Origin of the sequence: Atopobium fossor DSM 15642, from assembly GCF_000483125.1 — a bacterium.
GTDB lineage: Bacteria > Actinomycetota > Coriobacteriia > Coriobacteriales > Atopobiaceae > Atopobium > Atopobium fossor.
Map to the genome: position 1 here is coordinate 814,955 of NZ_KI519553.1, position 26,194 is coordinate 841,148.

The 26,194-nt window shown below is 47.6% G+C and carries 34 protein-coding genes; 1 reads left to right on the forward strand and 33 read right to left on the reverse strand.

Features of this window, described 5'->3' with window-relative positions; all coding sequences use genetic code 11:
- The 32 genes from G469_RS0106535 to G469_RS0106715 all read right to left on the reverse strand — a co-directional run bounded on the left by G469_RS0106535 (position 1) and on the right by G469_RS0106715 (position 25,281).
- Entirely contained in the window at positions 1-1,461 is a 1,461-nt protein-coding gene (locus G469_RS0106535; RefSeq protein WP_028264370.1) for a hypothetical protein, read from the reverse strand.
- Positions 1,461-2,528: a hypothetical protein gene (locus tag G469_RS0106540; RefSeq protein ID WP_028264371.1), complete on the reverse strand. Its 1,068-nt coding sequence runs from the start codon at positions 2,526-2,528 to the stop codon at positions 1,461-1,463. The genes G469_RS0106535 and G469_RS0106540 overlap by 1 nt, the downstream gene beginning before the upstream one ends.
- Positions 2,528-4,819: an RICIN domain-containing protein gene (locus G469_RS0106545; RefSeq protein WP_028264372.1), complete on the reverse strand. Its 2,292-nt coding sequence runs from the start codon at positions 4,817-4,819 to the stop codon at positions 2,528-2,530. The genes G469_RS0106540 and G469_RS0106545 overlap by 1 nt, the downstream gene beginning before the upstream one ends.
- Positions 4,809-8,303: a phage tail tape measure protein gene (locus G469_RS08960; protein WP_051353810.1), complete on the reverse strand. Its 3,495-nt coding sequence runs from the start codon at positions 8,301-8,303 to the stop codon at positions 4,809-4,811. Before G469_RS08960 ends, G469_RS0106545 begins: the two co-directional genes overlap by 11 nt.
- A 4-nt stretch (positions 8,304-8,307) precedes the next feature.
- A complete protein-coding gene (locus G469_RS09095; RefSeq protein WP_156908413.1) occupies positions 8,308-8,484 on the reverse strand; it encodes a hypothetical protein in 177 nt (58 codons plus the stop codon).
- Positions 8,485-8,536: 52 nt separating this feature from the next.
- Positions 8,537-8,992: a hypothetical protein gene (locus tag G469_RS0106555; protein ID WP_028264373.1), complete on the reverse strand. Its 456-nt coding sequence runs from the start codon at positions 8,990-8,992 to the stop codon at positions 8,537-8,539.
- 96 nt (positions 8,993-9,088) lie between these two features.
- On the reverse strand, positions 9,089-9,658 hold the full coding sequence (locus G469_RS0106560) for a major tail protein (protein WP_028264374.1): 570 nt from the start codon (positions 9,656-9,658) through the stop codon (positions 9,089-9,091).
- A gap of 18 nt (positions 9,659-9,676) precedes the next feature.
- Positions 9,677-10,012, reverse strand: coding sequence for a hypothetical protein (locus tag G469_RS0106565; protein ID WP_028264375.1), 336 nt, complete (start codon positions 10,010-10,012; stop codon positions 9,677-9,679).
- A gap of 1 nt (position 10,013) precedes the next feature.
- Positions 10,014-10,400, reverse strand: coding sequence for an HK97 gp10 family phage protein (locus G469_RS08630; protein WP_051353811.1), 387 nt, complete (start codon positions 10,398-10,400; stop codon positions 10,014-10,016).
- Positions 10,387-11,013 (reverse strand): hypothetical protein, encoded by a 627-nt coding sequence (locus G469_RS0106575; protein ID WP_028264376.1) that lies wholly within the window; start codon positions 11,011-11,013, stop codon positions 10,387-10,389. The genes G469_RS08630 and G469_RS0106575 overlap by 14 nt, the downstream gene beginning before the upstream one ends.
- Positions 10,997-11,317 (reverse strand): hypothetical protein, encoded by a 321-nt coding sequence (locus G469_RS0106580; protein ID WP_028264377.1) that lies wholly within the window; start codon positions 11,315-11,317, stop codon positions 10,997-10,999. The genes G469_RS0106575 and G469_RS0106580 overlap by 17 nt, the downstream gene beginning before the upstream one ends.
- Before the next feature lie 17 nt (positions 11,318-11,334).
- Positions 11,335-12,552, reverse strand: coding sequence for a phage major capsid protein (locus tag G469_RS0106585; RefSeq protein ID WP_035425419.1), 1,218 nt, complete (start codon positions 12,550-12,552; stop codon positions 11,335-11,337).
- A gap of 11 nt (positions 12,553-12,563) precedes the next feature.
- On the reverse strand, positions 12,564-13,448 hold the full coding sequence (locus tag G469_RS08965) for a head maturation protease, ClpP-related (RefSeq protein ID WP_051353812.1): 885 nt from the start codon (positions 13,446-13,448) through the stop codon (positions 12,564-12,566).
- Positions 13,445-15,331 carry a phage portal protein gene (locus G469_RS08970; RefSeq protein WP_051353813.1) on the reverse strand — a complete coding sequence of 629 codons (1,887 nt, stop codon included), beginning with the start codon at positions 15,329-15,331 and terminating at the stop codon, positions 13,445-13,447. The genes G469_RS08965 and G469_RS08970 overlap by 4 nt, the downstream gene beginning before the upstream one ends.
- Before the next feature lies 1 nt (position 15,332).
- Positions 15,333-15,683, reverse strand: coding sequence for a hypothetical protein (locus G469_RS0106600; RefSeq protein ID WP_156908414.1), 351 nt, complete (start codon positions 15,681-15,683; stop codon positions 15,333-15,335).
- A gap of 236 nt (positions 15,684-15,919) precedes the next feature.
- Positions 15,920-16,306 (reverse strand): hypothetical protein, encoded by a 387-nt coding sequence (locus G469_RS0106605; protein ID WP_051353814.1) that lies wholly within the window; start codon positions 16,304-16,306, stop codon positions 15,920-15,922.
- Between the two features lie 124 nt (positions 16,307-16,430).
- Positions 16,431-16,871: a sigma factor-like helix-turn-helix DNA-binding protein gene (locus G469_RS0106610; protein ID WP_028264381.1), complete on the reverse strand. Its 441-nt coding sequence runs from the start codon at positions 16,869-16,871 to the stop codon at positions 16,431-16,433.
- Positions 16,868-17,308, reverse strand: a complete 441-nt coding sequence (gene dut, locus G469_RS0106615) for a dUTP diphosphatase (RefSeq protein WP_051353815.1) — start codon at positions 17,306-17,308, stop codon at positions 16,868-16,870. Before dut ends, G469_RS0106610 begins: the two co-directional genes overlap by 4 nt.
- A gap of 4 nt (positions 17,309-17,312) precedes the next feature.
- The gene (locus G469_RS0106620) at positions 17,313-17,615 is read right to left on the reverse strand and encodes a hypothetical protein (protein WP_028264383.1); all 303 of its coding nucleotides are present in this window, start codon (positions 17,613-17,615) and stop codon (positions 17,313-17,315) included.
- Positions 17,612-18,355 (reverse strand): ATP-binding protein, encoded by a 744-nt coding sequence (locus G469_RS08975; protein ID WP_051353816.1) that lies wholly within the window; start codon positions 18,353-18,355, stop codon positions 17,612-17,614. Before G469_RS08975 ends, G469_RS0106620 begins: the two co-directional genes overlap by 4 nt.
- Positions 18,355-19,002: a helix-turn-helix domain-containing protein gene (locus tag G469_RS08980; RefSeq protein WP_028264384.1), complete on the reverse strand. Its 648-nt coding sequence runs from the start codon at positions 19,000-19,002 to the stop codon at positions 18,355-18,357. Before G469_RS08980 ends, G469_RS08975 begins: the two co-directional genes overlap by 1 nt.
- A gap of 52 nt (positions 19,003-19,054) precedes the next feature.
- Positions 19,055-19,453, reverse strand: coding sequence for a single-stranded DNA-binding protein (locus G469_RS0106635; protein ID WP_028264385.1), 399 nt, complete (start codon positions 19,451-19,453; stop codon positions 19,055-19,057).
- Positions 19,454-19,920: 467 nt separating this feature from the next.
- On the reverse strand, positions 19,921-20,352 hold the full coding sequence (locus tag G469_RS0106650; protein ID WP_028264387.1) for a DNA N-6-adenine-methyltransferase: 432 nt from the start codon (positions 20,350-20,352) through the stop codon (positions 19,921-19,923).
- Positions 20,352-20,558: a DUF551 domain-containing protein gene (locus G469_RS0106655; RefSeq protein WP_028264388.1), complete on the reverse strand. Its 207-nt coding sequence runs from the start codon at positions 20,556-20,558 to the stop codon at positions 20,352-20,354. Before G469_RS0106655 ends, G469_RS0106650 begins: the two co-directional genes overlap by 1 nt.
- Positions 20,551-20,775 (reverse strand): hypothetical protein, encoded by a 225-nt coding sequence (locus tag G469_RS0106660; RefSeq protein WP_156908415.1) that lies wholly within the window; start codon positions 20,773-20,775, stop codon positions 20,551-20,553. The genes G469_RS0106655 and G469_RS0106660 overlap by 8 nt, the downstream gene beginning before the upstream one ends.
- A gap of 369 nt (positions 20,776-21,144) precedes the next feature.
- Entirely contained in the window at positions 21,145-21,486 is a 342-nt protein-coding gene (locus G469_RS08660) for a hypothetical protein (RefSeq protein WP_035425423.1), read from the reverse strand.
- Entirely contained in the window at positions 21,473-21,865 is a 393-nt protein-coding gene (locus G469_RS0106675; RefSeq protein ID WP_028264390.1) for a hypothetical protein, read from the reverse strand. Before G469_RS0106675 ends, G469_RS08660 begins: the two co-directional genes overlap by 14 nt.
- Before the next feature lie 231 nt (positions 21,866-22,096).
- The gene (locus G469_RS0106685) at positions 22,097-23,287 is read right to left on the reverse strand and encodes a tyrosine-type recombinase/integrase (protein ID WP_028264391.1); all 1,191 of its coding nucleotides are present in this window, start codon (positions 23,285-23,287) and stop codon (positions 22,097-22,099) included.
- A complete protein-coding gene (locus G469_RS0106690) occupies positions 23,271-23,558 on the reverse strand; it encodes a DUF3310 domain-containing protein (RefSeq protein WP_035425424.1) in 288 nt (95 codons plus the stop codon). Before G469_RS0106690 ends, G469_RS0106685 begins: the two co-directional genes overlap by 17 nt.
- A 362-nt stretch (positions 23,559-23,920) precedes the next feature.
- Positions 23,921-24,724, reverse strand: coding sequence for a phage antirepressor KilAC domain-containing protein (locus tag G469_RS0106705; protein WP_051353817.1), 804 nt, complete (start codon positions 24,722-24,724; stop codon positions 23,921-23,923).
- 3 nt (positions 24,725-24,727) lie between these two features.
- Positions 24,728-24,979, reverse strand: coding sequence for a hypothetical protein (locus G469_RS0106710; RefSeq protein ID WP_028264395.1), 252 nt, complete (start codon positions 24,977-24,979; stop codon positions 24,728-24,730).
- A 71-nt stretch (positions 24,980-25,050) separates the two neighbouring features.
- The gene (locus tag G469_RS0106715; protein WP_028264396.1) at positions 25,051-25,281 is read right to left on the reverse strand and encodes a hypothetical protein; all 231 of its coding nucleotides are present in this window, start codon (positions 25,279-25,281) and stop codon (positions 25,051-25,053) included.
- 106 nt (positions 25,282-25,387) lie between these two features.
- Here G469_RS0106715 and G469_RS0106720 point away from each other — a divergent pair, with 106 nt between their 5' ends.
- The gene (locus G469_RS0106720; RefSeq protein ID WP_028264397.1) at positions 25,388-25,921 is read left to right on the forward strand and encodes a hypothetical protein; all 534 of its coding nucleotides are present in this window, start codon (positions 25,388-25,390) and stop codon (positions 25,919-25,921) included.
- A 6-nt stretch (positions 25,922-25,927) separates the two neighbouring features.
- On the opposite strand, the gene G469_RS09100 is transcribed toward G469_RS0106720, so the two are convergent.
- On the reverse strand, positions 25,928-26,086 hold the full coding sequence (locus G469_RS09100) for a hypothetical protein (protein WP_156908416.1): 159 nt from the start codon (positions 26,084-26,086) through the stop codon (positions 25,928-25,930).
- Between the last annotated feature and the right edge of the window lie 108 nt (positions 26,087-26,194).

The window sequence follows — 26,194 nt, forward strand, 5'->3', positions numbered from 1 at the left end:
TTAGAACTTGTATCCATATACTGCAATGATGCCAATAACGTTTACGGTTGAGGTGTAAATGCCAGCGTTGTCAGTGGTTGGAAATTTATGCTCTTTAGCCCACCAAGAAGAATTGGAGTCGTTTGGACGAGCTGCATTGATGGTTTTTCCATCACTTTGAATTTCGTAGGCTTTATTTTTAATAAAGACCATATTGTTAGAAGGCTCCATTGCCACAATGGAGAACTTCATTCCAGCGCGTGGACTATAAAGAGTAGCAGTGCCCACATCGCCACCAGAGGTCTGATACACCACGTCTAGGCGGGAATAATTAGCAGCCACATCAGCAAGCTTAATTGCAGCAGACTTAGTATTGGCATACGTACCGCTAAAAAGCTTTTTTGGTATGGTAGCAACACCTTCTCCGTTATAGGTAAACTGCTCAGCGCTTGGCACGGTAAAGCTGATACCATGTTGAGCGGTCAGGCTGACCGTAGGATCAATATCCATAGTGCATTGGTCGTTTTGTAACTTAATGGTGTTGCTTTGTGTGCCAAGCAACAAACTACCCTCACCATAGATAGACGTACTGCCAGCAGAGACATGTGTTTCTGCTTGGCTGGTAAGCTCAATAGCAGACTGTGAGCTTATGGTAAGGCTTTCTTTATTAAGCTTTGGATTATCGATATACTCAATCTTGCCAGCACCGTCAAGAAGACTAATAACACTTGATATAAGCTGTCTGCCCCTACGGCGTGCCTTTCCCAGCCTGATCGTATCTTTGCTAAATTGCGCCACGATATTGTCCGCGTCATTACCAGCACCGTCATAAATAGACAGTCCTGAGCTTGTCAGCGCTAAGAGATTGTTGAGCCTTTTACGAATGAGTAGTCCCAAAGAGTTCCAAAGCGTATTGACTTCTCCATCTGGTGTTTGAGATTCGCTAGACACGTGTACACCGCCCTCGTCACTCCAAAAATGCTGTTGTGTCGCTTGCGCAATATCTTGAGCCTTTTTCGCCACATCCTTTACCTCTTGAGCCATTTGCTTAGCTTGTTGAGCCTGCTCGCGTGCTTTGTTTGCATCTTGAGATGCTTGATCTGCTTTTTCTTGTGCCTGAGAAGCTTTTGTTTGCGCAGATTGCGCGCTTTGTTGGGCGTCAGCTGCATCTGTTTTTGCTTGTGTCACTGCGGTTTTCGTGCGATCACCGCCACCGGCTACACCGGTTACCACACAAGTTGCACCACCGCCAACAACACCGGTCATAGTTACGTAGACAACATCATCTTTACGCACGTCACAGGTCGTAGTTGCGCGCACATACTGCGAGTCATCATGAGAAACTACTACGCCGCCCATATTAATAAGCACAGTGCCATTTGAGCTATCGCTAACCGCTACCGCTTGCGTGGTGACATCTTTCACAGATTGGACTGTATGAGCGCCATCTTTAAAGACAGTAGATGCTTGAATAAGATCCATTACACAACCTCCATTGTCAAAGCCTTAGTCCACTGTGCACAATTCAACTCGGCTGTGCGCACAAGTCGTTTTTCGCGTGCGCCATCCTTATAAATCCACTCAATCACATCACCGGCAGCAATGGGGCACCACATAACCGTTGCTTGGCGCTCAAGGCCCAAATCACTGTCCTGTGTCGAGTATTGTTTTGCCAGCTGATAGGCTCGCTCTACGGTTTCTGGTGCCATATCAGATACTTCGTGTACTTTTGCTCTGGTATAGCCACGTTTTGCACTCGATGATGCATGGTTAGCAGCTGTATCATACGCACCAATAATAGTCTGCTGATTGTTGCCATCACGTTTTGTATGGGTGACTACACTGCGGTTGAATGCTTCGCCTGTGGCATCCTCGCTTTTACGATTCGCTAAAAGCACCACAGAGTGCTCGTCACGCTCATCGACAATCCAGTTTGCTGCTCTTTGAGCTGGAGCTATATAGCTATCAAAAGTGAGCCTGCCATGGCCGTCCACGTCCAGACGAGCATGAGCGGTTTTAGCTGCATCAAACAAGAACTTGGCAAAAGACGCTTCTGATGGACTATACGCTATCGTTTGTCCGTACGCAGCATCTCGAAAACCGGATAGTAACACATACGCGCGTCCACATTGCTCACATGCGGTTTTAATAGCCTTAGATACAGTGGTTCCTTGCCCCACCGTCCAAATGTTCCAAAACCTATCTTCTGAGATTGCCCAGATAGCCGAATGTAGCGTCAGAGTTGTAAGGCCTGTGTAATGATCAATCGTCTTATGAGAGACAACAAAAGTACCCAACTCTTCACGTGGCAGGGTGCCCACGTCCAAAGTCAAGCGTACCCAGGAGCCCTCCATCAGCTCAGACGCAATAGTAATCTCTGCACTTGTACGTGTGTCACTGCGATATCCATATGTGAGGCGTGTCTTAGATGGCTGTAGGCCATCTATTTCACGACGCACGTAGTCAAGATTGTGTGGGTCAACCTCCCAGGCACGCAGGGTAATAGTGGTGGAGGGACTACACCACAGCTCGGGTATCGTTTGTGCCATTATCGACTCTCCTGATACTGTCGCACGCGCACAGCTCCATAAGAGCGCCATTGCGCAGGATGCTCCACAGCCACTACAGCAACTGGCAATACTTCTCCTCGCCAATTACGAAATGTCGCATGGCCAGCTTCCAGTAAGGCGTCAAGCTGCGCAATAGATCCACTAACCGGTACATCCTCAACATATGCACCTGTTACTGATACATCACGTTGACGGCCACCTACAAAACGATAGCTTCGATACTCACGACCTGTCGTAGCATACTCTGCATAGTCACGGGTAGTGCTATCCCCCATCTCAGCAGGAGCAGAAAGACCAAGATCAAGAATAGCGTGGCCACCGTCCCAGTCCCACACATACGAGTGGTCTGTAATGGCAGGCAAAACAATCTCGGTCACACCCCACGTACCATCTGCGCGACTAATAACAATGAGCGCACGCCCATCTTTATTAAGAGGCCCGTATGCGTCAAGCACTTGTGTATTGGCTGTCTGTGATACTGGCGTCATCTGCGCTGATGCAAAATCACCACGCGTCCAAGCAGAGAGCTTGTCAGATGCTGCAGAAGTTTTGACGTTAACCAAAACCGTTACATGATCGCTTTCAGAGGTTGTGCATACCGGATCTTTACGCGTACCAATAGTAGTAGTAACTGCCGTTGCGACAGTATCTGTGCTGAGACCATCAGTCACAAGCTCAACGTCGGCAGTTATACTAGCACCTTGGCGAGGTGCATAATCGATTTCAGACCATGGAACAAGAATTGTGCCGCTTTTACCATCTACACCCGTATTGGTAATAGCATGTAGCAAGAGTTCTTTGCCGTCACAGACAAGTGAGCGTACAGCTACGGTGCAGCCACCATGGCCCCAGTCGCTGGTGTAAGCAACGGTAATGCCATCTTTTGATATAACACATGGCTTGAGCTGTAAATTAGGCTTTGCAGATAGGCGAATAGTCTGTGAGCTTGCAGAGGCACCATGGGCATATAAACCCTTGTGCCCGTTGTAGGCATCGGCAAAACTGCGCACTTCAAGCTGTATTTCTACGCTATCAATATCTGATGCTGATATCTCTGGTAGCTGTAGCTTTACTGTCGCTTTCTTATCAGTATCAGAGCTACTAAATACCATGTTGGCATGGCCCGCTGCCCCAAATCCGTCATAGGAAGAGCTTGCGTCTGATACGCTTTTCCAAGGGCCAAAGCTGCCAAATGACTGCCCAGCGTGGCGCACACGATACCTATAACGGCCGTTAAAAAGCTTGCCGGGACACACAAAGCACGGGTATGTGTCGGCGGCCAATATAGTACCCTCAGTCACTTTTTCGCCATGGACATACAGACCAACACTGGCAGGTGTTGGCAGTTCTTGCACATACATCTCAGAAGGCATCAAGGCAAACAACTGTGCATCCGTATTGTTCATGGGGTACATCTGGATAACCCCGCCAGCAACGGGATTGTTGCCTTGCACATCCATGCATAGTGTACCGCCCATATCAGTAGCATAATTGCGTACTTGATAGGTTGGCACCGTCACGCCATTAATTTGAGCAGTGCCTTGTGGGACAAAAATCCATTGATTATCACGCCCACCTTCATGACCAATTGATCCATATTGCAAAACGCGCGCACCGTTTACAGGATTGCCAGCGTTATCAACCGCAACATACTTCATAGAGTGGGCAAACATAAGCTTACAACGACCGTTACCCATATTCGTAAGCCACAAAACTTGGTTGTTGCCACCATGGCGGGGATATGTCTCTACAAACGCGCCATCGCTTAATGACGATGAATTTAAATCTACAGCATAATCCGGGTTAGTCTTCAAGCGAAGCTCATAGGTACCATCAGGAGCCGGGTCTTTTGCTTCAAACGTCCACATCTGTAAGGCAGTACCAAAAACGTGCGTGGCAAGTTGAATATTTCCGCTAAGAGATGTTGCAGCTAAGCATAAGGAAGCATCAGCTAAAGGACGAATTACATATTTATCACCAACCGACTCAATAACCCACTTCTGAGCTGATGTATTGTTCCAATCATATTGCCAGACATTAGTACCAGCTGCCATATTGGCATTGTGCACATCCAATGCTTTACCTGTAGCTACAAAGCTCAAGACAACAAAGGTATCGTAGTTGGTGACACGTACAAGCTGCGCGTCACCATAATTAGCTTTAAACAGACTTACATTGGTGCTGCTTTGATCCAATGCACCAGTTACATCTATAACATACGATGCGTCGGCTGCACTATGAATAACATAAGTGCCATCTTTAATAGCCATAGCCAACGTTCATACCTCCCCTGCGATCAATAGCAGTTGCTAAAGCGCCAATAGTCTGGTTGCCGTCAAGTGTTACTTGCATACCACTAAGCTGTTGTGCCAAAGCTGATGCAATCTCTTGTGCAGATGGACCGGTATAGCCAACATAGCCAAGCTGAGAAACAACGCCGCTGGCAATAAGATCTACAAATGGCTGTGAATAGCGCGTGTTAGTAAGAGGAACAATATTGCGGCCATCGTAATACTCAGCTCCGGCTTCACCAATAACGTCATAAGGCGTGATATAGGTAGGTGCAGTATAAATACCACCTTGGGCATGTAGACGAATGCCGCCTTGTGCGTGTGGAACGCTGCGTACCACATCAACGATGCGACTGCCGATACGGTTGAGCTTGGCAGAAATGCTGCTAATAGTGCTGCTCGCATTATCAAGAGCAGTAATGGTAAAACTCTTGTTAGAGATAGACTTAGCATCTACATGGTCAATACCAGCTTCTGCTACCGAGATGGTCCCGTCATCGTTTACATCAAAGTGCTTTCCATTGATAGTTTGAGCGTCTAGGTCCCAGATATTGCCTTGGGCATCTGCAATTGTGCCGTCATCGCTTACCGTAAATGTCTTAGGGTCAAGACCAATCTGGTTAAGCTGTTTGAGACGCTGGATAAGCACGTCGGTGTTACCGCCAGCGCTTTTAGCCAACGCTGCAAAGTTTTGCTCTCCCATGGCCTGCAGTTGATCTACAGATACCCCAGCAGATACTGCAGCGCCAGCCAATTGCTCAAGAGAAAAGCCCGTATCGATTAAAGCAGCTGCAAACTGTTGGTTGTTGTTGACAAAGTCAAGCATAGCTTTACCAGCTTCAGTAGCAGCCACTTGAGCTGCCGTCATTTCATCAGCGTAAGCCTGTGTTTCTTTCTGTGCTGATTTCAAAGCTTCATTAGCTTTATTTAGGCTATCTCCATAGCCATTTGATGCAAGAGTGGCTTTTGCATATTCTTCGGCAGTTTTCCAATGTTCACGCACGTCTTTGTGCTCTTTGTAATACTTAAGCATCAGTGCGTATTGTTCGTTATAGGTCTTTTGCGCGTCAGACTGATTCTTCTTAAGCTTCATCTCATTCTTAAGAGCTTCACTATATAAGTCTTGCGCAGCGTTAATACGTGCTTCTTCTTGCTTTTTAGCAATGAGTTCATCTATGGCAGCAACGGTATTTCTAATCTCTCCTTGCTGGTCTTTATACTCACCGGTTAATACCTCAGCTGTACTAAAACTCGTTCCTAAAGCGTCATTTAAACCTCGTACCGCCCATTCAAGTTTGGCGGTATCCTCAGCAGTGGCAACACCTTGCCCACCCATGCTATCAATAACTGATTTGTATTCACCCAGCATCTTAATTGGCGTGGCGGCACTCTCTTTAATACCAGCAATTGCTTGGTTATGCTGCTTGATAGCTTCTCTTAGCTCATCGGTACTCATCGCAGCGTCGTGTGCTTGTGCAGCATAATCACTTGCAGCGCGCGCACCAGGAGCAAGAGCAGCAGATATACCATCAGCGGAGTTTGCCATCTGTGTCATCGCGTCATTAAATTCTTGCTGGCGCTTTACATCATCATAGATACCCTTGCCTAAAATAGCCAGTGCAGCTACCACAACCATAACGCCACCAGTAGCAAGACCGCCGAGTGCAGGAGCAGCTACACCAGCTGCTTCTGCTACCTTACCAATGCCACCTGCTGCAGATACCGCAGGATTGAGCACCGTGCCAAGCTTGCCCGCAAGGCCGCCCGTAGATGCCATAGCCAGCTGTGTGGCAGAATCTGTAGCGCTTAAAGCTGCGCCAAAGGTGCCCAATACATTGGCACCCTTAGAGATAACACCGGCGACATTGCCGGCCACACCCACCACTTGCCCTGCAATACTTAATGCCGGACCTGCTGCCGCAGTAAGAGCAAGCGTGTTGATAATCGCACTTTGCTCTTCTTTGCTCATAGAGCTAAAGGCTTTAGCTGCGTTTTCGATACCTGAGATAAGCGGTTGTGCTGCATCTAAAGCAGATAGAGCAGCGTCAGCTAAAGGACCGCCTACCTCAGTTGCAATGGCAACCAGCTTGTTTTTAATTGTTTCAAGCTTAGCTGCAATTGATTTATTGCGGTTGTCCACCTCAGCTTGAAGTGCGCTGTTTTCTTTCCAAGACTTATTGGAAAGGTCAATGGCTTGCGTAAGCAAGTCACTATTGCCAGCCAAACGACGCATGAAGTCACTTTGGCGAAGCTCAGTAATGCCAAGGTCAGCAAGAGTTTTATTGAGGTCCCCGCCATTTTTCGATACATCAGACATACCTTGTATGACACGCTCGAACGTGCCTGTGACATCAGTTGACCAGGCATTTTTAAACTCGTCAACCGACATGTGGGCCAAAGATGCCCACTGCTGCAAAGTGCCGCTGTTTTGAGAGACGGCCAGAGAAATCTCGTTGAGCGTTTTAGAGAAGGCAGAGCCACCAGTTTGTGACTCAATGCCTAAAGATGCGGCCGCGGCAGCTACACCTAAAATATCGGCCTGAGACATGCCAGCTTGTGTGCCAGCAGATGCCATGCCCATAGCCATATCTGAGATCTTGCTTTCAGTAGTGGCCATGTGATTTCCTAGACCGACAATGGCAGAGGCATATCTATCAGCATCTTTCTGTGCCATACGAGTGATATTTGCAAATTGGGCAAGATTGGTGGCCGCCGTTGACGCGTCCATATCGGTTGCAATATCTAGACCTTCTACCGTCATAGCAAATGCCTGCAGCCTGTCATTCGACCAACCAAGCTGTGCGCCTAGCGCTTCCATATTCAAGATGGAATCAGCACTTACTGGCTGTGTCTTAGATAGCTCCAATGCACCATCTTTAAGCTTTTGATAGCCTTCTTCGGTCATATCCACCGTTTTACGCACACCAGTCAGCGCGGTATCAATGGTTTTCGCGCTCTTAATAGATGCAGTGGCAAATGCAACTAAGGGCACCGTTACACCCATAGTAAGCTTTGAGCCAACACCTTGTAGTGTGGTTGACATGGCAGCTGCTTTAGCAGCTACATTATCAAATACAGCAGCTGCCCTACCAAGTCCAGTGGTGGCTGTGGTAGCTGCTACTAGAGCTGCTTGGTCACGCTTAAGGTACGCTTCGGCCTTCGCAAGCTCCACACCAAGTTTTTGATAGGCTGCACTTGTCGTATCACCAGACTTAGCAAGCTCATCTTGTGCCTGACGCAGTGTTTTTACACGTTGTGTAGTTGCTTCTACTTTAGAGCGTGCAGCTTGCATAGCAGAGCTGAGCAAACCTACGTTACGTGGGTCAAACTTCAGTGCATTTTGGACATTGCGCAGCTCACTTTGTGCTTTGCGAGAAGCAGAATTAATCTGTGAAAGTGCCGCTGTGAGCTTGGTAGAGTCACCTTCAAACGAGACATACAGACCCTTATACTCGCTTGCCACGCTGCTACCCCCTCAATGCTTGTAGAACTTGTTCACGTGAAGCCATCACAACGCCGCCTGTAATACGGCGGTCTGCAGGAATTGACCACGCATTTCTAATTGATAGATAAATCTGTGTATCTATTGGACTTAAGCCGATGGCTTCTTCATACGAAAAACCAGCTGCAACCAACGTCAGCACTTTGGCGCGCGTCGGCCATGCAACTTCTTCATTAGTGGGAACGCTACTGCTGCTAGTCTGATTTTTGTCCTGCGTCGGATTTAAGAGAATCTTTGATAGACTTGGGGAGCCGAAAAAAGGTGCGCTCACCAAACTCACCAAAAATCGTATTGCACGCATATGCCGGTTCGTACATATTAGCTGGTGCATCTTCCATTTGGCTTTTGAATACAGACCATGACTTGCTTGTAGAGCCAGCAGCTGTTGCCATGGCCCAGATAGCGCGCAAAAGGCAAGGCATATCATCCCAAGAGGGATACTGCTCGTCTTGTTGTAACAATGTATCGCGCTCGAGCAAAATATCTTTAATGAGCTTGCCCGTATATGGCTTAGTCATCGTGTCTAAAAATGTCTCCTCATACAAGGCAACAGCCTTATTAGTAGCAGCAATGTCTAGTGATTGTCCCGCAACTTCCACAGATGATACGTACAGCGGATCAATAGCGGGGCGAAGTGTGCGTTTTCCCATAAATATCTCCTTGTTTTTGGCTGTCAAAGAACAGGTACAATAACGAGCTTATTAGGCGCACACCGCAAAATGATGTGCGCCATGAAAGCCAGTTACTTAATCAGCTTGGAAAGGTACCTTAGTAAATGCAGCATCGTATCCAGCATCGCCAGGCTCAAAGGTTGTACTTACGCGCGACTTGCCATCACCACATTTGGTACTAACAGCAGTAAAGGTAGAGGTCTCAGCATCCTCATTAATAGAATCGGTATTTGTCTTAGCAGAATGTACAGGAGTAGTAGCTGTACATCCGTAGTACCACGTACGAATAGATCCTTGATCACCTGTGGTTTCAACACCAAACGCAAACTCCTTGGCACCGCCATTGCTTACTTCGGAAATACCACCAGTGGTCTCGGATTCGGCCATCTGACCACAACAAGCCTTGAGGAAGTCACGGCTAAACTTAGTCATTTGCACTTGAATTTCTTTCGAACCAACGCCACCGCGCTTATAGCGTGGTGCATCACCAGCATAAATCGTCTGGTCGTTGGAGCCACCATTAGAGATTGTGGCTTCCTCTGGCCACTCAAACTCATGGGGAGCTTCGTATTTGCCATCTTGTGTCTTAAGTGCCCAAAACGCGCGAGCAAGACCAATGCGTACCTTATTTTCAGTTACTGACATGTATATATCCCATCTCTTTTATCGACCGACAACAGTTAAGGTGTAGGTCATCTCAACTACGCCACCGCCTAGCGGGACGCACCTTCTTACATAAGTAAAGCCAGCACCAGACAATGCTTTTTCTAGCTTTGATTCAAGCTGCATATCGCTACCACGCTCATAAAGCTCAACCGTATAGTGCGTAGCGGCAAAGACATTACTGTTGGCCGCCATACGGTCAGAAGTAGCATTTGGCACCAGCAGGGCATACGGCAAAGGCGGAGGAGAAGAACCATCTGCCGTATCCCATGCAATACGTGCATACCTAATACCACACGATTTAATCGCGCGACACAGCTCACGATAGCCAGGCATGCTAGTCACTCCTTAGTTTTTCAGCACCAACTGCATATGCAGGCTCAATGTGTGGGTATGCACGAACGCGTGTTCCCGTATCGCGTCCATGAATAAATTTCTCATGGCCTTTTTCAAGCAAGTGTGTAAGTCCTGGCTTTTTCTTGTTATGCACAACAACTTTGATATGTCCGTCAACCTCTTCGGTTGTGGCTGACCAACCAGCAGCATACTTGCCTGTCATAGCAGGTGTGAGCGCGCCATTGCGCAACTCATCGGCAGTCGCACGCGCTGCCCTACGCACGTTTTTGCGCAGAGCATCTATATTTTGTTGTGCTGTATGTTCAACTTCTTGCATAAGCACATCAGCAAAGCCATCAATGCTGATAGATACTCTACTGTCCGACATCCCCAATTCCTTCCGCACATTCAAGAGTGGTCCACTCACCATCGCCAGTTACACGAGTAACACTGTGACGCTTACCTCGCATCACAACTGCCCTCTCGCCTGCCCAATCATCAGCACGAATAGATATATGCAAGCTTGCTAATTGCCCAGCATCGGTACTATTACCGGACCACTCAACCGAACGTACATACACAGACGTACGCTTTTCTGTGGCATGCGCGATGCCCAAATCGTCATATTCAGCCGATGTTGCAACAAGCTCGCAGGTACCGACACTCTCAAAACGAGTAAGATAGAGCCACGCAAGCCTGCCATCTTCATCGGTCTTGGTGATGTCATACGCTTTTCCAGCAATGACTGCTGTATTGGCGACAGACAGATCTGGGGGACGACGGACACACACTTTAAGCGACAAAGAGGGTGCATCGCTGCCTAAAGCATCAATATCGACAGAGCGCACCTGAGACTTTCGATATGGTAGTAGACACAGCGTGCGCAGACCAGCTGCGCTAGTCCAGTTGACACCACGCGCACAGCGCGCAGCCGTAGGTTCACATAGCGCAAGCACACCATCAATAGGTGCAAATACCTCACGCTTAGTCTTGAGCGCCATCGTTTGAGCCTTTCTTAGGCAAAGTGACAAGACTGCGACATGCACGAATATCTTCGGCGTAGTTTTTCCAGAAGTCATCAAGTGCATCACTAAACTCGTAAAGGCACGCGTTTAAAAATAAAGGCCACGCTTCCCCATCGTTGGATGAAAAAGCGTGGCTATTTGCATACCCCAATCGCTTAGCGAGCACAGGAGAAACTGAATCCACTACATCTTTTAGACGTTCGTCTGTCTCAGCTGCATCCCATGTGATATTCAGCTTTCGTCTGATGGCGGCCATGACCTCAGGTTTTATACCGGCCATGCACTACCTCCATTTGCTTAAGCAGACGTCTTAGTGTTGACAGTACCCTTCACCGTAACATTGAGATAGGCGGGGTCGAGCTTAGAGATATCAAGAACAATGGCCGAAGTGTTATCAAAAGCACGCCCATAAGCATACATAACAGACTTGAACGCGCGCTGATCCTCGATAAACTTCGCTTCATCGCTGTATTCAATACCACGGTTGCCACCTACGAACACATCGTATTCATCTGGCAAGAACAAGATGGCGGTACCATCAGTAAGTTCAGTGGTAGTAAATACCTCAGTGGGTACAGGGAACAGGTCATGGACATATTGACCAGTAGTGGGAAGTTGTACGGTAGTAGCAGGCATTACCTTAGTGAGATAGTCAGTAGTAGTGCAAACCAACGCTACGCCACCACTGCGAAAATCAATTGATTTATCCTTACCCTTCTCATCTTTTGCGAGCTGCGCGACAAGACCACCATAGGTAGCTGGTGTAAATTCAGTCACCTTAGTCTTGCTCTTCTCGGGATATCCAGTAGAGGTGCTATAAGAAACACCTTCATGAATATCACGATTAAGACCTACAGGCTCGCCTTTTGCGCCCTTACCAGCAACAACGCCAGCTTCAAGGCCGCAGGCAATAGCTTCACCAAGTACGGTGCGGACGTAACCGTCCATCCACACAGGGCCAAGCTTGAGCATATCAATGGATACCAAAGCAAAAGCAGAAAGCTTACCCTGCTTAACATCGATAACTTCAAATGCTGAGGTAATTTCTTTAGTAATGGCTTCGCCAACATTTCCCCAAGCAGCCAATTGTTTGGTGTGCTTGTTACGCAGCCATTCAGTGATAAAGCCAACATTGACCATGTTCAGGCGAGCAAGCAAAGGATGCTTTGCCTGAATATCTTTAATAATCTCGTCAAAAATAGTCGAAGGCATCATCTTGTCAGGAACTGCCGAGAAATTGGCAAGCTCTTGACGAGGATTAGAGCTAGAAAGCGCATCAATGATGCGCTGGTAATACTTTGTCTCATCACTAGTAAGCTGACGAAAACCGCGCTGGGCCAAAACAGCAGCATCATTTGATGCAACCGCTTGATTGTACTGCTCGGTTACATCTTCCAAAATACCAGCACGTAAGGCATCAAACGCTCGTTCAAAGTCATTTTTATCTTCTGACTTCAAAGCCGCTGAAAACTGCTCGACAAGCTTTTTGGACGTGCCGTTAAGATTGATAGGCATATTTATCTCCTTTAATTGAGAATGCGGACAAGACGCTGTTGTAGCGTCTCTGGCTGAGAGACAGCATGTGGTTCTGGTTCTGGTTCTGGTTCTGGTTCTGGTTCTGGTTCTGGTTCTGGTTCTGGTTCTTGCTGCTGAGCTGGTGTTTGAACAAACATTGCTTGTAAACCATTTGTCTGCAACAGCTCGTCAAGCTGAGTCAATGAGATGGTCACTGGCTCCAGAGCCATTTTGTGCACAGAGTTGCTCTTGAGCAAGGCTTTCATCACAGATGTGCGTGCATCTTGCGTAGGACTGCCATCATCTGCATCTTCTGATACTTCAGTTGCCAACCTCCAAGCCAAAGCTTGCTCAGGACTTACCCATGTCTCAGCATCCATAACCTGCGACAATTCATCTGCATCCATAGAGGAATCAGACAGATATGCAGTCTTGGAAAGCTCACAGATAACATCCAAATCATCTGCTTGCTTGCGCAAATCATCAGAAGTGCCGTAACTGGCCATAGAGGGGTTGTGCAGCATCAAAAGCGATGCAGGACGCATAATGCGAACAGATCCGGCCATGAAAATAACACTGGCAATAGAGCACGCAAAGCCATCACAAACCGTTGTGACTTGCTTGCCGCAGTTACGCAAGGCATTATAAATGGCAATACCTTCTGCAACTTCACCGCCATAAGAGTTTATATGCACCTCAATGGCTTTTGTAGATACTGGAAGAGCCGCAAGTGCTTGAGCAATATCAGTAGCATCGGTCTTGGTTGGTTTACCAGTATCAAGCATCGCCCAGTCAGTGCCCCGACGAATATCACCATAGATGGTCATATGAGCTGTGCTTGGATCTTCCTGTGAAACTAAAAGCTGCATAACACCTGCTAGTTGCGCTTTATTCATTTTGTTTCACCTCCGCCCGCATCCTCGTGATTTTTTGTTCTCTGGTATTCATCTGCCCAAGGCTTATTGATGCGGTCTTGGCCAGTAAATCCACGAATTTCATTGGGATTATCGATAGAGCTACCAACAAGCTTTTCGATCTTGTCGGCAACCTCAAATAAATCTACATGGCGTATGTGCGTTGTATCTACATGGACGCGCGCACCTGCTGCCCATTGAGACTGGTTGTATGTCTTACGAGTAAGCTCAGTTTCCAGTGCACGCGCTACTGGATCTACAGCAAATGTAAGAAGTGAGCTTACCAATTCGGCAAAATTATTAGTGTTCCCGTACATCAGACTGGTAGGTATACGCATACATACCGCAGCCGTTTCAAACATATCTTTGCGAATAGCTGCCACAGCATCAGGCATAACAGGATGGGCGTTGGCACCTTCCGACACTCGCTCCATCTTCTGCCCGCTAAAAAGTGGCATAACGGCCGGGCGAGAAGAAGAGATGAAGGATTTGAGATTGGTCTTGAGCCGTTGTTTATGCTCATCTTCCTGCTCTGGTGTGCCGTTGACTGGCTGAGCTAAGGTATAAATCCATTTCGGCGTTGCGTGGTCATGCATGGCCGCTATAACCGCGTCTGCCAGCTGTTCATACTGCACATCAAGCTGGCGCATAAGAGAACCCCAGCCATCCTCACCGCCACCAACCGAAAAATAATAGACTGCGGAGCTTTTCAACACATCAGAAATAGTGCCGGCAGATCCTCTTAGCGCAATTGCGCCTACCATGTCGGTTGTCTTTGCATAGTCAATGCCAATAACGCAAGGCATTTTGCGTAAAGACGCAAGATCATAGCTGCGTGACGCAGCCATAAGGTTTTCCCAAGAAGTGACTGCAATATCGCTTCTGCCTTGTGGAATATTGAAACGCTTAGTAGGCGTTGCTGGATGTCGTTGCGGATTGCGATTCCACGTACGATATTCATTGCGATACTCAAACAGTAGCGTCTCTGAGCGCGTAAGCCGAGGATTGGCTTTAGGCCACATAGCCTCATCGTGAATCTCGTCAAGAGAGTCAAGGTGACACATGAAGGGCAGCATACCGCCATCTTGCTCTTCGCCGCGCAAGATAGCACGCGCAAGTACTTTATCCTCGTCTAATGGTCCATCGCGCACATCACCGTCGGTAGTGGTCTTTAGCCTTCGAGGGTGGTCTTTCTTACCAAGTCCGCCCGTAAAGACTTCCATTGATGCTGCATCTTCGTAGGCGTGCTCTTCATCAAACCACACGCATCCGGAGCGCATGCCGTCTTTGCCACTGCTATTGCCGCTCCAATATTTGAAGCGGCTACCAGTTTCAAGGCTGCGCAGCTCGATTTTGTTCCAATCGAAACCTTGGGAAAATAAATCGCTCTTGCCCTCAAAGATACGCCACAGGTCGTCGTAGCCAATGCGTGACTGCTCTTCGACCGTAGCACAAACATCGACATCGTAGTCTTTTATTCCATTAGCAGGCGAAAGCATGCAAAACGTTGCAAATCCACCAAAGCCAGTTTTTCCCCAGCCACGACCGATATAGATAAACAAATCAGTCCAGCGCGGGAAAAAGCCTTCTCTAAAGGTGCAAAGCCACAACGCAATCATGAATTTCTCTTCAGGGGCGAGCCTGAAAGGAAAATACTTCTGATAGCTCATGTAGCGAGCTAAGCGATCTTTATCAACCCATAGCTTTTCGGTGGCAAATACATGGCGCACATATGCACACAACAGATGCATATCCTCACAGGCAACGATTTTGCCAGTTTCCACCATGCGCAGCCATTCAGTAATCTCTGGAGCTGCAATGCGCTTGTGTGTTTGGTATCTGGCCCTCTTGCTTTTGACAACCACATTACAGATCCAATGATTCTGCTACCGCAGCTACTTCTGCTTTAGCGGCGCGCCTGCGCGACTTCACAGGGTCCATCCCAAGCTGTGCGCGTGACATTAAATCAAGTGCTTTCGCATTGCCTGCGTTGGCGGCCTGAAAAAGTGAGCGGCGAAGTTTTGCACGACCTTTTGCTGCGAAGCGTTCTTGAGTGTCGTCAAAGCAAAGACCGAAAGCATCCTTGCAAAGTGTATCCAAGGCTTTTTCGGCACAGCTAAGTACCGCAGCAACTTCAGTAGCATCGCTACCAGCTTCTAGCAGCTCAGCGACTTGTTTTTTATCTTCATCAGTCCATTTAACACGCTTAGAAGACATAGCCATCAGCTCCCCAGAAGTGAGAAAGAAAAAATATTTTTATGTGATTGAGTCGAAATCCTAAGTATGGACGCCGGTCTTAGCATTTTTTGTAAAAAAGGGGGTTATGTATGTGGGGGTATAGGCTTTTGTGGTGCCGTGTGTGACACGATAACGCACTACATCACATCCATAATCATTTTGAGTTTGAAACTGTCTTAAACGCCGTTACAGCTGCTTTAAACGGCATATGATTTTTACCATCTTTCAACCGTCAGTGGTGGTTTGCGCGTGCGCTGCGACTTACCAAAGCGACCATGCGCAATATCATGGGCGCTGTGACTGAGCGGAACTAAATTGCGTATAACCTCACCATCTTTGACGGCAAACTCCGATAATGCCCAGCCTGGATAATCTTCCACATACATCACGTGATGAACCACGTTTGCCGGAACAAACAGTGATGGTGACTGCTCAAGTTCATATTGGCTCTCCCCGTGAAACTCACGTAACACATGAGCGCGCAATTTAATCCATGCAGACAAGCAATAAAAATCATGATCGCTTTTCTTTTGCGAGCGGCGGTCCAATATCCACTGAGCCAGTGCATGGTTATACACTGGCTTTTGCGGCAAAATAATCATAATTATCCGAACAGGTATGTGCTTGCTAAACAAAAAAGGCGCGGAGCATTTATGCCCTGCGCCTTACCTCACAAATCAACACACTATCAATTTAGCGTAAAAGGTGGGAAATGCAAGCCTTCATTTAACTTTCATAACTCCATCCTCTTATCATATGCACCATTCCCACATCATCACAGAGCTGCAAAGCATCAGCCTTTATCTGGTTAACGCGGCGTCTTGTTAGGCATAGCCGCTCTGCAATCTGCCTGCTTTCTATGCCATCGATGTAGTACAACCTCATTACGCAGGCGGTACGTGGCTCTGTCATATGTGACAAACGGTCAAGGGCGGTATGTGCATCATTAAGCACAGCAGAGCAATATCCTGCTGCAGCTTCAAGCTTAAGACGTGCATGATGAATCTCTAAAGCTTGAGAACAGGTTGGGTCACCAACACCGCCTTTACATCCACTACCACCACTAGAAGCCTTGCCATATTTTTCTAGCACATACAGCTCGGCACGTGCGGTCTGCAGCTCTTTAGCACATGAGCGCACATTGTCCCACCACTCAGCTGCATTCATCGAGCGTCCCCCTGAATGCCTGTAGAGCCGTAGCCTTTATGCCCTCGCTCGGTATCTTCAAGCTCGTCTACTACGACAAAACTGCACTGCTCATGGGGCACAATAACCATTTGGCAGATGCGGTCACCAGCATAAACCTCAAATGGCTCGTCGGTGTCATTAGTGAGAGTAACTTTAATCTCACCACGGTACCCGCTGTCAATCACACCCACGCAATTACGAAGAGCAATACCATGCTTGCACCCCAAGCCACTACGTGGAAATACCAGGCCAACAAAGCCTTGTGGTATCTCAGCTGCAATCCCAGTGCCCACAGTGACATGACCATGAGCAGGCACGGCAACCGTAGATGCCGCACTTAAATCAAAGCCTGCATCTCCAGGGTGTGCGTAGCGCGGCACAGCACCTGTGATGCTTTTAATGCGTATCGTCTGCATGTCTTTAATCCTTCCTTCTGCTTTTCGACTGGTGAAGTGTTGCGATATGTCCCATGAGCTTGCGTGGTGTGGTACGTAGCTCTCTGGCTAGTGTGTCCATAACCGCGCCAATAAGTTCATCTTCTTCAGGTATCCAGTGCTTGTAGCTACGTGTGCTAAGTCCATATTTTTTTGCTTGGTAAGCAATAGCCGATGTACTACGCCCAGGAAGTAGCCTTTTCCAAACCTTGTGAGTCGAACCAAAACCCATCTCAAAGCCACGCTGCAAAACCTGAATTTCTTTGGTAGTCCAAGCTTTCGTACTCATAGGCTTTTCCTTGATTGTCTTTTGTCGGTCCCTCCTGCTTGCATTACGGCGCAGGTACCCAAAAGCCGAGATACGATAGCTCGTGCCATTTCGACATCGCCATTTCTCGACAGGCGTTTTGCCAGCTCATTGGGTGTGTGTTGGCCTGTGATAATGGTTGGTAGACGTGCACCATATCTCGCATCGATAATCTCAAACAGCTTGGCGAGCGCCCAAGGCGTCGGTGCTTCTTTGCCAAGGTCATCCAGGACAAGTAGTGGCGTTTTAGCATAGACGGCGGTAGCTTGTGTCTCATTACTTGCACCCATAGCATCACGAAGACGTGCCAGCATGGCAGTCGTTTGTACAAAGACTGCAGAGCTGCTTGTGGAATAAAGCCATCCTTTGAGAATGGAACAAGCAAGATGTGTTTTTCCTGCTCCCACATTGCCGTAAATCCAAAAGCCACGTGAGGTATTAACAATTTCTTGTGCGCGTTTGGAGTCAATTGCACATCCGTCAAATGCTTTGGGCATCCCTGCGCGGTGGCACTTGTCCAAGAAAAGCTTACGGGCACGTTGTTGTGCGTCTCCTGCAGCTTCATTGTTCGATTTCCTGCGGGCATCTTCTTGTGCGGTAAGCTCTGCTTGGAACTCTGCTGCCGTCATCACGTTGATTTCCTGCACTTCATCTGCAGAAAAACCGCCTTGTGGCATAGCGTTGCCGTGGCGCTCAAAAAGATCATGCAGTGTCGTAGACATTAGAACACCTCATCTGGTGTTATGTTGTATTCGCTAAAGCTTTCTGTTATCTGAGGTTTTGCGCCAAAGCTACGCCGCGCCCAATTGCGTACAGCTGCTTTCCAGTCGCGCATCTTGTGCGAGCCTACGCGCCAGCCGTTAGCTTCGTAGTAGTCGTAAATCTGTTCAGCATCGATAGAGAGATTTTGAGAGACTGCGTAGTCCTTGATTTCTTGAATCGTCGGTTTAATAAAACGCGCTCTCTTATTATCTATATTATTATCTATATTATTATCTATATTATTGTTAGAAGTTTTTTCGTGGGGGGTAGAAGTTTTTTCCTTAGTTTTTGGGAAATTATTTCCACCCGTCTGGAAATTATTTCCACCCCATGGAAGTTTTATCAACCTTCGTGTTTGGCTTGTGTAATCATCCAGTGGCTCAAGTTTTACGTCAATCAAACCCTTGCGTTGCAAGCTTGATATAGCTGCTGTAACAGACCTATCAGTAGCAGATGTCGCAGAAGCCAGATATTTGTTTGTGCCAGAAAAAATATTGTCACCTTGGCAAAAACCGTAAATAATTGCATAAACACTTAGCTCGACGCCCTTAAGCTTAAGGTCATTGACCATCCAACCCTGGACAACGTAGTAATTCTCGTTATTCATTTTTCAACTCCAAAGAAAAAGAGATGCGCCCGTAACAGGGCGCATACAGTGATTAAAACGGGATATCATCGTCTACAAGCTCTTGTGCAGGTTCTTGTGGCTGCGGTGGCTGTGTAGCTTGTTGTTGTTGGCTCAAAAACTCGATGTTATCGACCACAACCTCAAGCTTGCTTCTGCGCTGACCGTCATACTCCCACGAGCTAAAGCGCAGTTTGCCCTCAATAGCTACCTTGCTTCCCTTGTGCAAATAGCGCGTAATGGCTTCTGCACGTGCTCCAAACATCACACAGTCAACGAAGTTGGGATAGTCTTCCCATTCGCCAGACTGAGGGTTTTTCCTACGATCATTGACAGCCACACCAAAGCTTGCAACTGGTGTGCCGCCCGCTGTGCTTTTAAGCTCAATGTCACGTGTAAGGTGACCGCTAATCAGTACGCGATTAATTGACATTACTACCTTCTTTCTTTGCCATTTTCGTGGTCTCACGAAAATGGTTAGTTGATTTTTTAGAGTGTTTTTTTACTGCTTTTGCAAACAGCAAGCGCCATAAAACCATTGGTGTTTTCATGGCTTGTAATACCTCTTTTTTAAGCTGAAAAGATAATTACTTCTTATCTGGGAAGTGAGTTGTAAAAACAACGTAAAAATGAATATTGACCTCGTGGTTTGATGAAATTAATTCAAGGTCGTAAAAATGTGAATTGTCACAAAATTGTCAGTAAGATACTTCTTTTACTTCTGAAAAGATTGCAGCTGCTTTTCTGATGCTGTGCAGCTTCCCCATTCGCGGCAATTAGTCCACAAGTCTCTTAAGGCGCAAAAGGTCTTTTCTCCACCGTAATCAATGACTTGACGCTCATAGGGGCAATGAAAAGGATCGGGCATCTCTGCTGTAAAAAGGCTTAGCTGGTCTTGCATTATGCCCATCTCTCAAAAACTACTATCGCACTTGGAAAAGGTGCAGCGGTTTTGCTCTGGCTAAAATGCAGCCGTCCGCGTATAAACCTGATATCTGACGCATTGGGAAATACATAATCATGCCAGTATGACGTGTCTGTACGTGCTGGTATGAGCATTACGACAACCCCCCCTACAGCTTCGGAAGCTTTCTTTACCCACTGGGCAATCTGCCTGCCGTAGGGAGGATTACACCACACCCGCTCGCCATCCCAGCATTGAGCAAGACCATCTTCTGCAAGTGTCCAATGCTTATCTACGAGGGCGTTTTCGTGTGTACTTGCTGCATCTACTGTGAATTTAAACTCGCGGTTTAGCTCGTCAAACAGGTCCTTAGGTGTAGTCCATTCATTACTTGCACTGGATCTTAAACCACTCGTGAAGGTGCTCATTACTCCCCCTCATAAGGCTCTGGTAGCGGCATCCAGGCGCCAACAGTTCCGTCGACTGGTAAATTATTAGTAAAACGCCAACCAAAATCACAATCATAGAGTGCTGGACACGTGGCTGTATATGGGTCATCATCAGTAGCGATTGTAATAAGTACAATCTGCCATTCGTAAGGCAACCTCTCACTTACTGGTATCCATTTAGTCATTGGTTGTCCCTCCATCTTGGCAAATTCCTAAGGCTTCTTCTCGGTACATCTCAAGCCAACGGATATCACACTCGAACTGCTCTTTTATGACGTCAAGCCTTGTTCTCATGGTCATGATTTCTTTGCGGTTACTTGTCATTTCTTCTCCGCGCTCATCCCATGGTCTCCCGTATTCGTTGTCCCAGCTAGAATATGCGTCGCGTAGCTTTGAATACATTTCTTCAGTTATCTCTATTAGGCTGTCACCAGTCATTGCTGTACCACCCTTGCGCCACAGTTTGGACAATAATTAGGCTCGCACACATCACCGCACCAGCCGCACGCGGAGCAGGCAAAGTCGTAGCCCTCGCCGTTGGTACCCTCCTCGCCTCCGAAGTCATTGCACGTAGGGTCTACCAGGTCGGCGAGCTTCTCGAGCGTCCTCTCGGCAAGCCTACGGTTGGCGGCTACGGTGAACGGGTTGCCTTCGCCCACGGTTGGCCCAACAACTCCAACCCAATGGCTTAGGTACATGGTGAAGTCATGCGTCCCGTTGGTTTCTCTGGTGCGTCTGCGCAATCTTTCCGCTACCTCACGTCGCTCATCGCTATTCATCGTCACTCACCACCCTTGCGCCGCAGACAGGGCAGTAGCGATACAAAGGTTCAGATGGTTTGCCGTCAACAACAATTGCAAGAAAGCAACCACATTCTGAGCAAACAAGCTCATCATCCATACCGTGGACATCGTCTACAACTGGCTTGCACGTCGGGTCTATCAGGTCTGCGAGGCGTGCCATCGCGTCTGTGTAGGTAGTCTCTGCTGGTAGCTGTGGCCTTATGCCGACGCACGAAAGGATGAGCGTATATGCTTCTTTCACATTCCGCGCAATCCCTCCATCCCTCAGCCTTGCCGCCACAGCGTTGCGCTCTTCGCTAGTCTGCGTCATCGCTGTTCACCACCCTCGCACCGCAGTTGGGGCAGTAATTTGGTGCGTTGAACAGGTTTCCGAGATTGTGGTAGGAGCCGCCGAACGGATACCCGCATTCGCTGCATCCGCCCATCACGTCGTTCAACGCTAAGCCTCCTGTGTAATACGGCGGGTTTCCTGCTGCGTCCATCGCCACCCGTTTGCACGTAGGGTCGATAAGCTCAGATAATGCAGCCATTACCTCGATAGGCTCGCCGTTTACATCGTCTAAGATGGTGAGCGCCAGAAACTCCAGTGGCGTATACATCTGCTGTTCTGGTAGTATCTCAAAGCTAGATCCAATAGCAGCAAACCTATGTGCTACTGTTTGGCGAAACTGCGGTGTTGAGTAGATCATTATTCTCCTTGTCAATAAAAAAGACGGTATATCCGTCTTTTACTGGTGTATTAAATTGTGATGTGTGTCTTAGCTGATTAAGATTTGTATAGCGTATAAAAACGCTTGGAAATAAAATAACGTGGCAGCGGTGGCGTATATTGCTTTGAGGACTTTATCATCCCACACAAAGAAACAAAACGTGTGTATAACAGCACACGTAAGATAGATAAGTAGCTTCGGCGTTTCCATTTATTCACTTCCTTCTTGTCTTGCGTCGTCTGCTGCTTGTGCAAAAGCGGCTGCTGCTGCCGTATCACGTCCAGGCATCACATGTGCGTAAATGCGCAAGGTGGTAGCTTCATCGGCGTGTCCTAAGCGCTCTGAGAGCGTCTTGAGATCCACCCCATGAGCCAAACACCACGTGGCGTGAGTGTGTCGCAGGCCGTGGAAGGTAAAGCGAGACGGTAGGCGCAAACGCTTACAGATGCGCTTAAACGCACGTGAAACCTGTGTGGGGCGCATATAGCTACCGTCTAGGGTAAGTAGTGGTGTTGGGCGTATATCATCGTCTAAAAAGCCATTACGCAAGCTGATATAGCCATCCAAGACGCGCATATCGCTTTGTGTGACGGCAATGTTTCTGTGCTTGCGCCCTTTGGTGACGTCTCGTCGATAAGGCGTCTCATGGGTCTTCTCTATGACCGTGCCACCAACGTGAATGTATCGCTGTGTGCGGCGTATGTCTTTTAAGCGCAACGCGCACACTTCCCCTACGCGCATACCGGTATGCAGCGCTATCCAGGCAGCTGTGGCATAGGTAGCTTCCCGTATTGTGGCTTCTGTAAGTTCTTGTGGTTGCATGAGCTTTTCGAGCTCGGATGCAATAGTAGGAAAATCCCACTCACTTAAAGACACAGCTTCATGGCGCTCTGGTGATGGTTTGGCCACGTAAAACAGCGGATTAGTCTCGCATATACCAGCGTCCACAAAGTAGTTGTACGCCCCTCGTAAGAAATGGTGTATGGCCAACACAGAATTTCGAGCAAGACCAGCTCCACCATCAGCTTTTGGCTTACGCAAGCTTGTCTCAAAGCGGTTTAAATCCATCACGGTAAGCTTTGCAGCTTGGGCGGTGCCCAAAAACCGCCTGACGTAGTTATCTGTAAAAAGCTTATAGCTTCTCACGGAATTTGGGCTTGCGCCATTGCGCTCTTTAAGCTCTATGTAGTCGTGTAAAAGATCTACGAGCAGAGAGCTCTTGACCTTTCCATCAGCCGTAAGATGTTTAAGCCACACATCGGCAAGTGCCTGTGCTTGCTCACGCGTAGAAGCGTTAGGAAAGCTGTGATACGGCTTTATCTGCTTACCATGTGCGTCCACGCCTAAATATGGACGTACATACCACACACCATCGGTGCCCTGCTTAACCTCGGCTTTCATGGTCTGCCTTAGATGTGTAGTCCTCAATCAGATAGTCAAGGCATTGACGTGCCTTGAGAAGATCCTCAAGGCCGTTTTTTAAATACCACCGCCAAAGGTACTTAAAGGCACATCCCCACCAGTAAGCCACCGTACCAGACAGGTTGTCTTTGATGGGTGCCATCATGGAGCGAAGTGCATCCATGCACTCCACCTTTCCGTCTCCTGCGTAATGAATGGGGTGTGATACACGAGATGGCTCATGTATCTCCTTATCTACTGATTGATCCATTTCTCACTCCTAATACGTGCTTTGAAGATTTCAATGGCTTTGTCCTGATAGCTTTCATGGATGTAAAAGCTGCCGCTACGCTGGTGCTTGGCAAAAAAGCCAGACATGAAAGGCGACTTGTACAAGCACCATTCACCAATACATACAATCGGATCAGAAAATGCGTGTGGCTTGATCTTGTGTGGTGGGACTACCTCTGCCTTTTTATGTGCACCATCGGTGCATGCAAGTGCAGGATATGAGTGTCGAAAAGCCACCTCGTTGCACTCTTTCCAATTCGTCATAGACCGACCGCCCACATAAATATTGGGGCAAAGAACAGCGCAAAAAACATCACAGCCACAAGCTGCTCGCCAAACTCCTTATACATGGCCAACCTCCGCATGAGCGTACTTGGCTAGAAAGTGACGCTGCCCTTTGCCAGTCACCTTGGCAGTACGTGAAAGCGTCACATGACCATCAGCGTGTGTAACTGCGGTTTCCTTGATGCGGAATAAGCCTTGTTCGATGTAACGTTGCTTGGGAACGTTGCGGTTACAGCCATGCTTGCCTAGGTAGCCATCGGCGCGAAGAAGCTTAAAGAGCCTGTTTTGCCCTACTGTAAAGCCTGCTTGCGTGAGCATCTTTGCAAGCTCACCTACAAGACAAGTACCATCAGATGCAGCCACGGCATCGGCAAACAGCGCTTTAGGTGTCATTTCCTCGATTTGTGCGCTTTGCTGGTTGATACGCGCTTTTTGGCGCTCGATAGTGCTTTGCGCGATGATAAAAGCGCGCGCCATGGTTTCTTCTGGTGTCTCGTCTTTAGCTAGCATATAGCCACCATCACGGCGGATGGCTGGCAAAATCTCATGATTGACTTGACGCTGGAAGGCTTTAACCCTTCCTCGCATCTGTTCGTCTTTAATAGATCCTGTGCGACGAAGGTTTAACGCATGATACATGCCTGGCTCTGTGATGGTGGAAAGCCTTTGTTCACCACCAAGGGTACGCACATTGTGCGTCCCCTTTTCATCGTCATCTAGTAGACGCGTCAAATCATTGGTATGTGTGAAGCCAAGCGCAATTGATACATCCTTTGCGGCAAACCAGATTGAACCATCATCATTCATGCCGCCGCGGAGTTCTCCACCAATACCGTTGTTGAAAACTTGCATGTCTTTCATTGTCTATCCCTCCAGCTCTTTACAAAACTGCTCAAAGTCGCTTTCTGTAATTGCTGGAACTGACAGCGTCGAAAGCTCATTTTTGTTGAGAATGTCGGTGAGGTCATACGGTTCAAGGCCAAGGCAGCGAGCAACGTCATTGGCATTAAATGCAATGTCACCTGTGCGCTTGTTTACATACACCCTAAGAACGCCAAACTCGGCTTTCTCAAATGCGCGTTCTTCCCATTCTTCGGGTACAATAGTGTGGTCCATGGTTTGTGACCTTCTCTCTGGACGTGTCCGTAAAGAATGCCAGTTCTTTGCGGACTTTCTTTTAGATACGGTTAGCATGATGTTGACCATGAGCGCACCCAATCGTCTAGGTCGCAAATGGCAATCTTGTAATAGATGTGTCGTTGTCCAACACGTAATTTCTCAGGACTAGTACGTGGCTTGATGTAGGCTAAAAGTTCTCCTGATTCAATAGCGCACTTGATAATTTCGGGATTAATGCCTACGTACTTGCCAGCTTCTGCAACAGAAAGCCAGCCACGCTCTTGTGTCTTAATAGACACTTCGCACACCTCCTATTCGATGATTAGATTCTCAGCTGTACAATTAAGTGCTTGTGTAATTGCCAGGACGCGATACAGCAACATACCAGCTATAGGAGCAGCACAGATGAATTTGAAAATGCGCACATTCCATTGTGGTCTAATAGATATAAAGCCTGTAGAGCATGAGAACGATAGTAGGTTTCAAGATTTTTCAGAATTGGCTCTCATGAGCTTTGACAAAAATAGGCTTACGCAATTTCAAACGAGAATTTTAGTGTGTGGTTGGTTTTTTGAGCAACGAGACAATCGTAAATATGGGCAAGTTAATTTTTGTGATATTAGCTTTGACCCACATTCTGAAGCTCAAATGAACTCGTTTTATGAATTGGAAGACCAGGGATTTATCAAAGAAATCTGTGTTCCAGAAGAGCGCACCGGTTATCTGACATATCGCATGACTGATAAAGGACGAGAAGCTGCAGCAAAAATTGTTAAATTTGCAAGTCGTCCTAAATGGCAGCAGCGTGTAATTACCTTTACTACTTTTATGGATGCTCATGCATGGATACCTAGCATTGCATACGCGATGGCTGGCTCTATCGTTACAATAGCTTTAATGCCAATTATCAACAAAATTGCTGAACTGATTGGTAGATAAAAAGTCCTATTGAATGCCAAAGTATGCTTTAACAAAACAGTAGAAAAGACCAAAAAGAACACCGACTAAAAACGCCTTCCAGTGACGTTTTGGAGAAATTGAGTCAAGCCAGCTAAGGTCAGAACTAAAGAAATCATAGGAATCCCTATTAGTGTGATTGCTCATAATAGCCTCTCTTTATTTGGTTACTAAAAACTGACGGTTCTCCTCTACGAGGGCCGACAACATTCGATAGCGGGCGCTACAGGCTCCCCCTGCTTGCGTCATATCGGG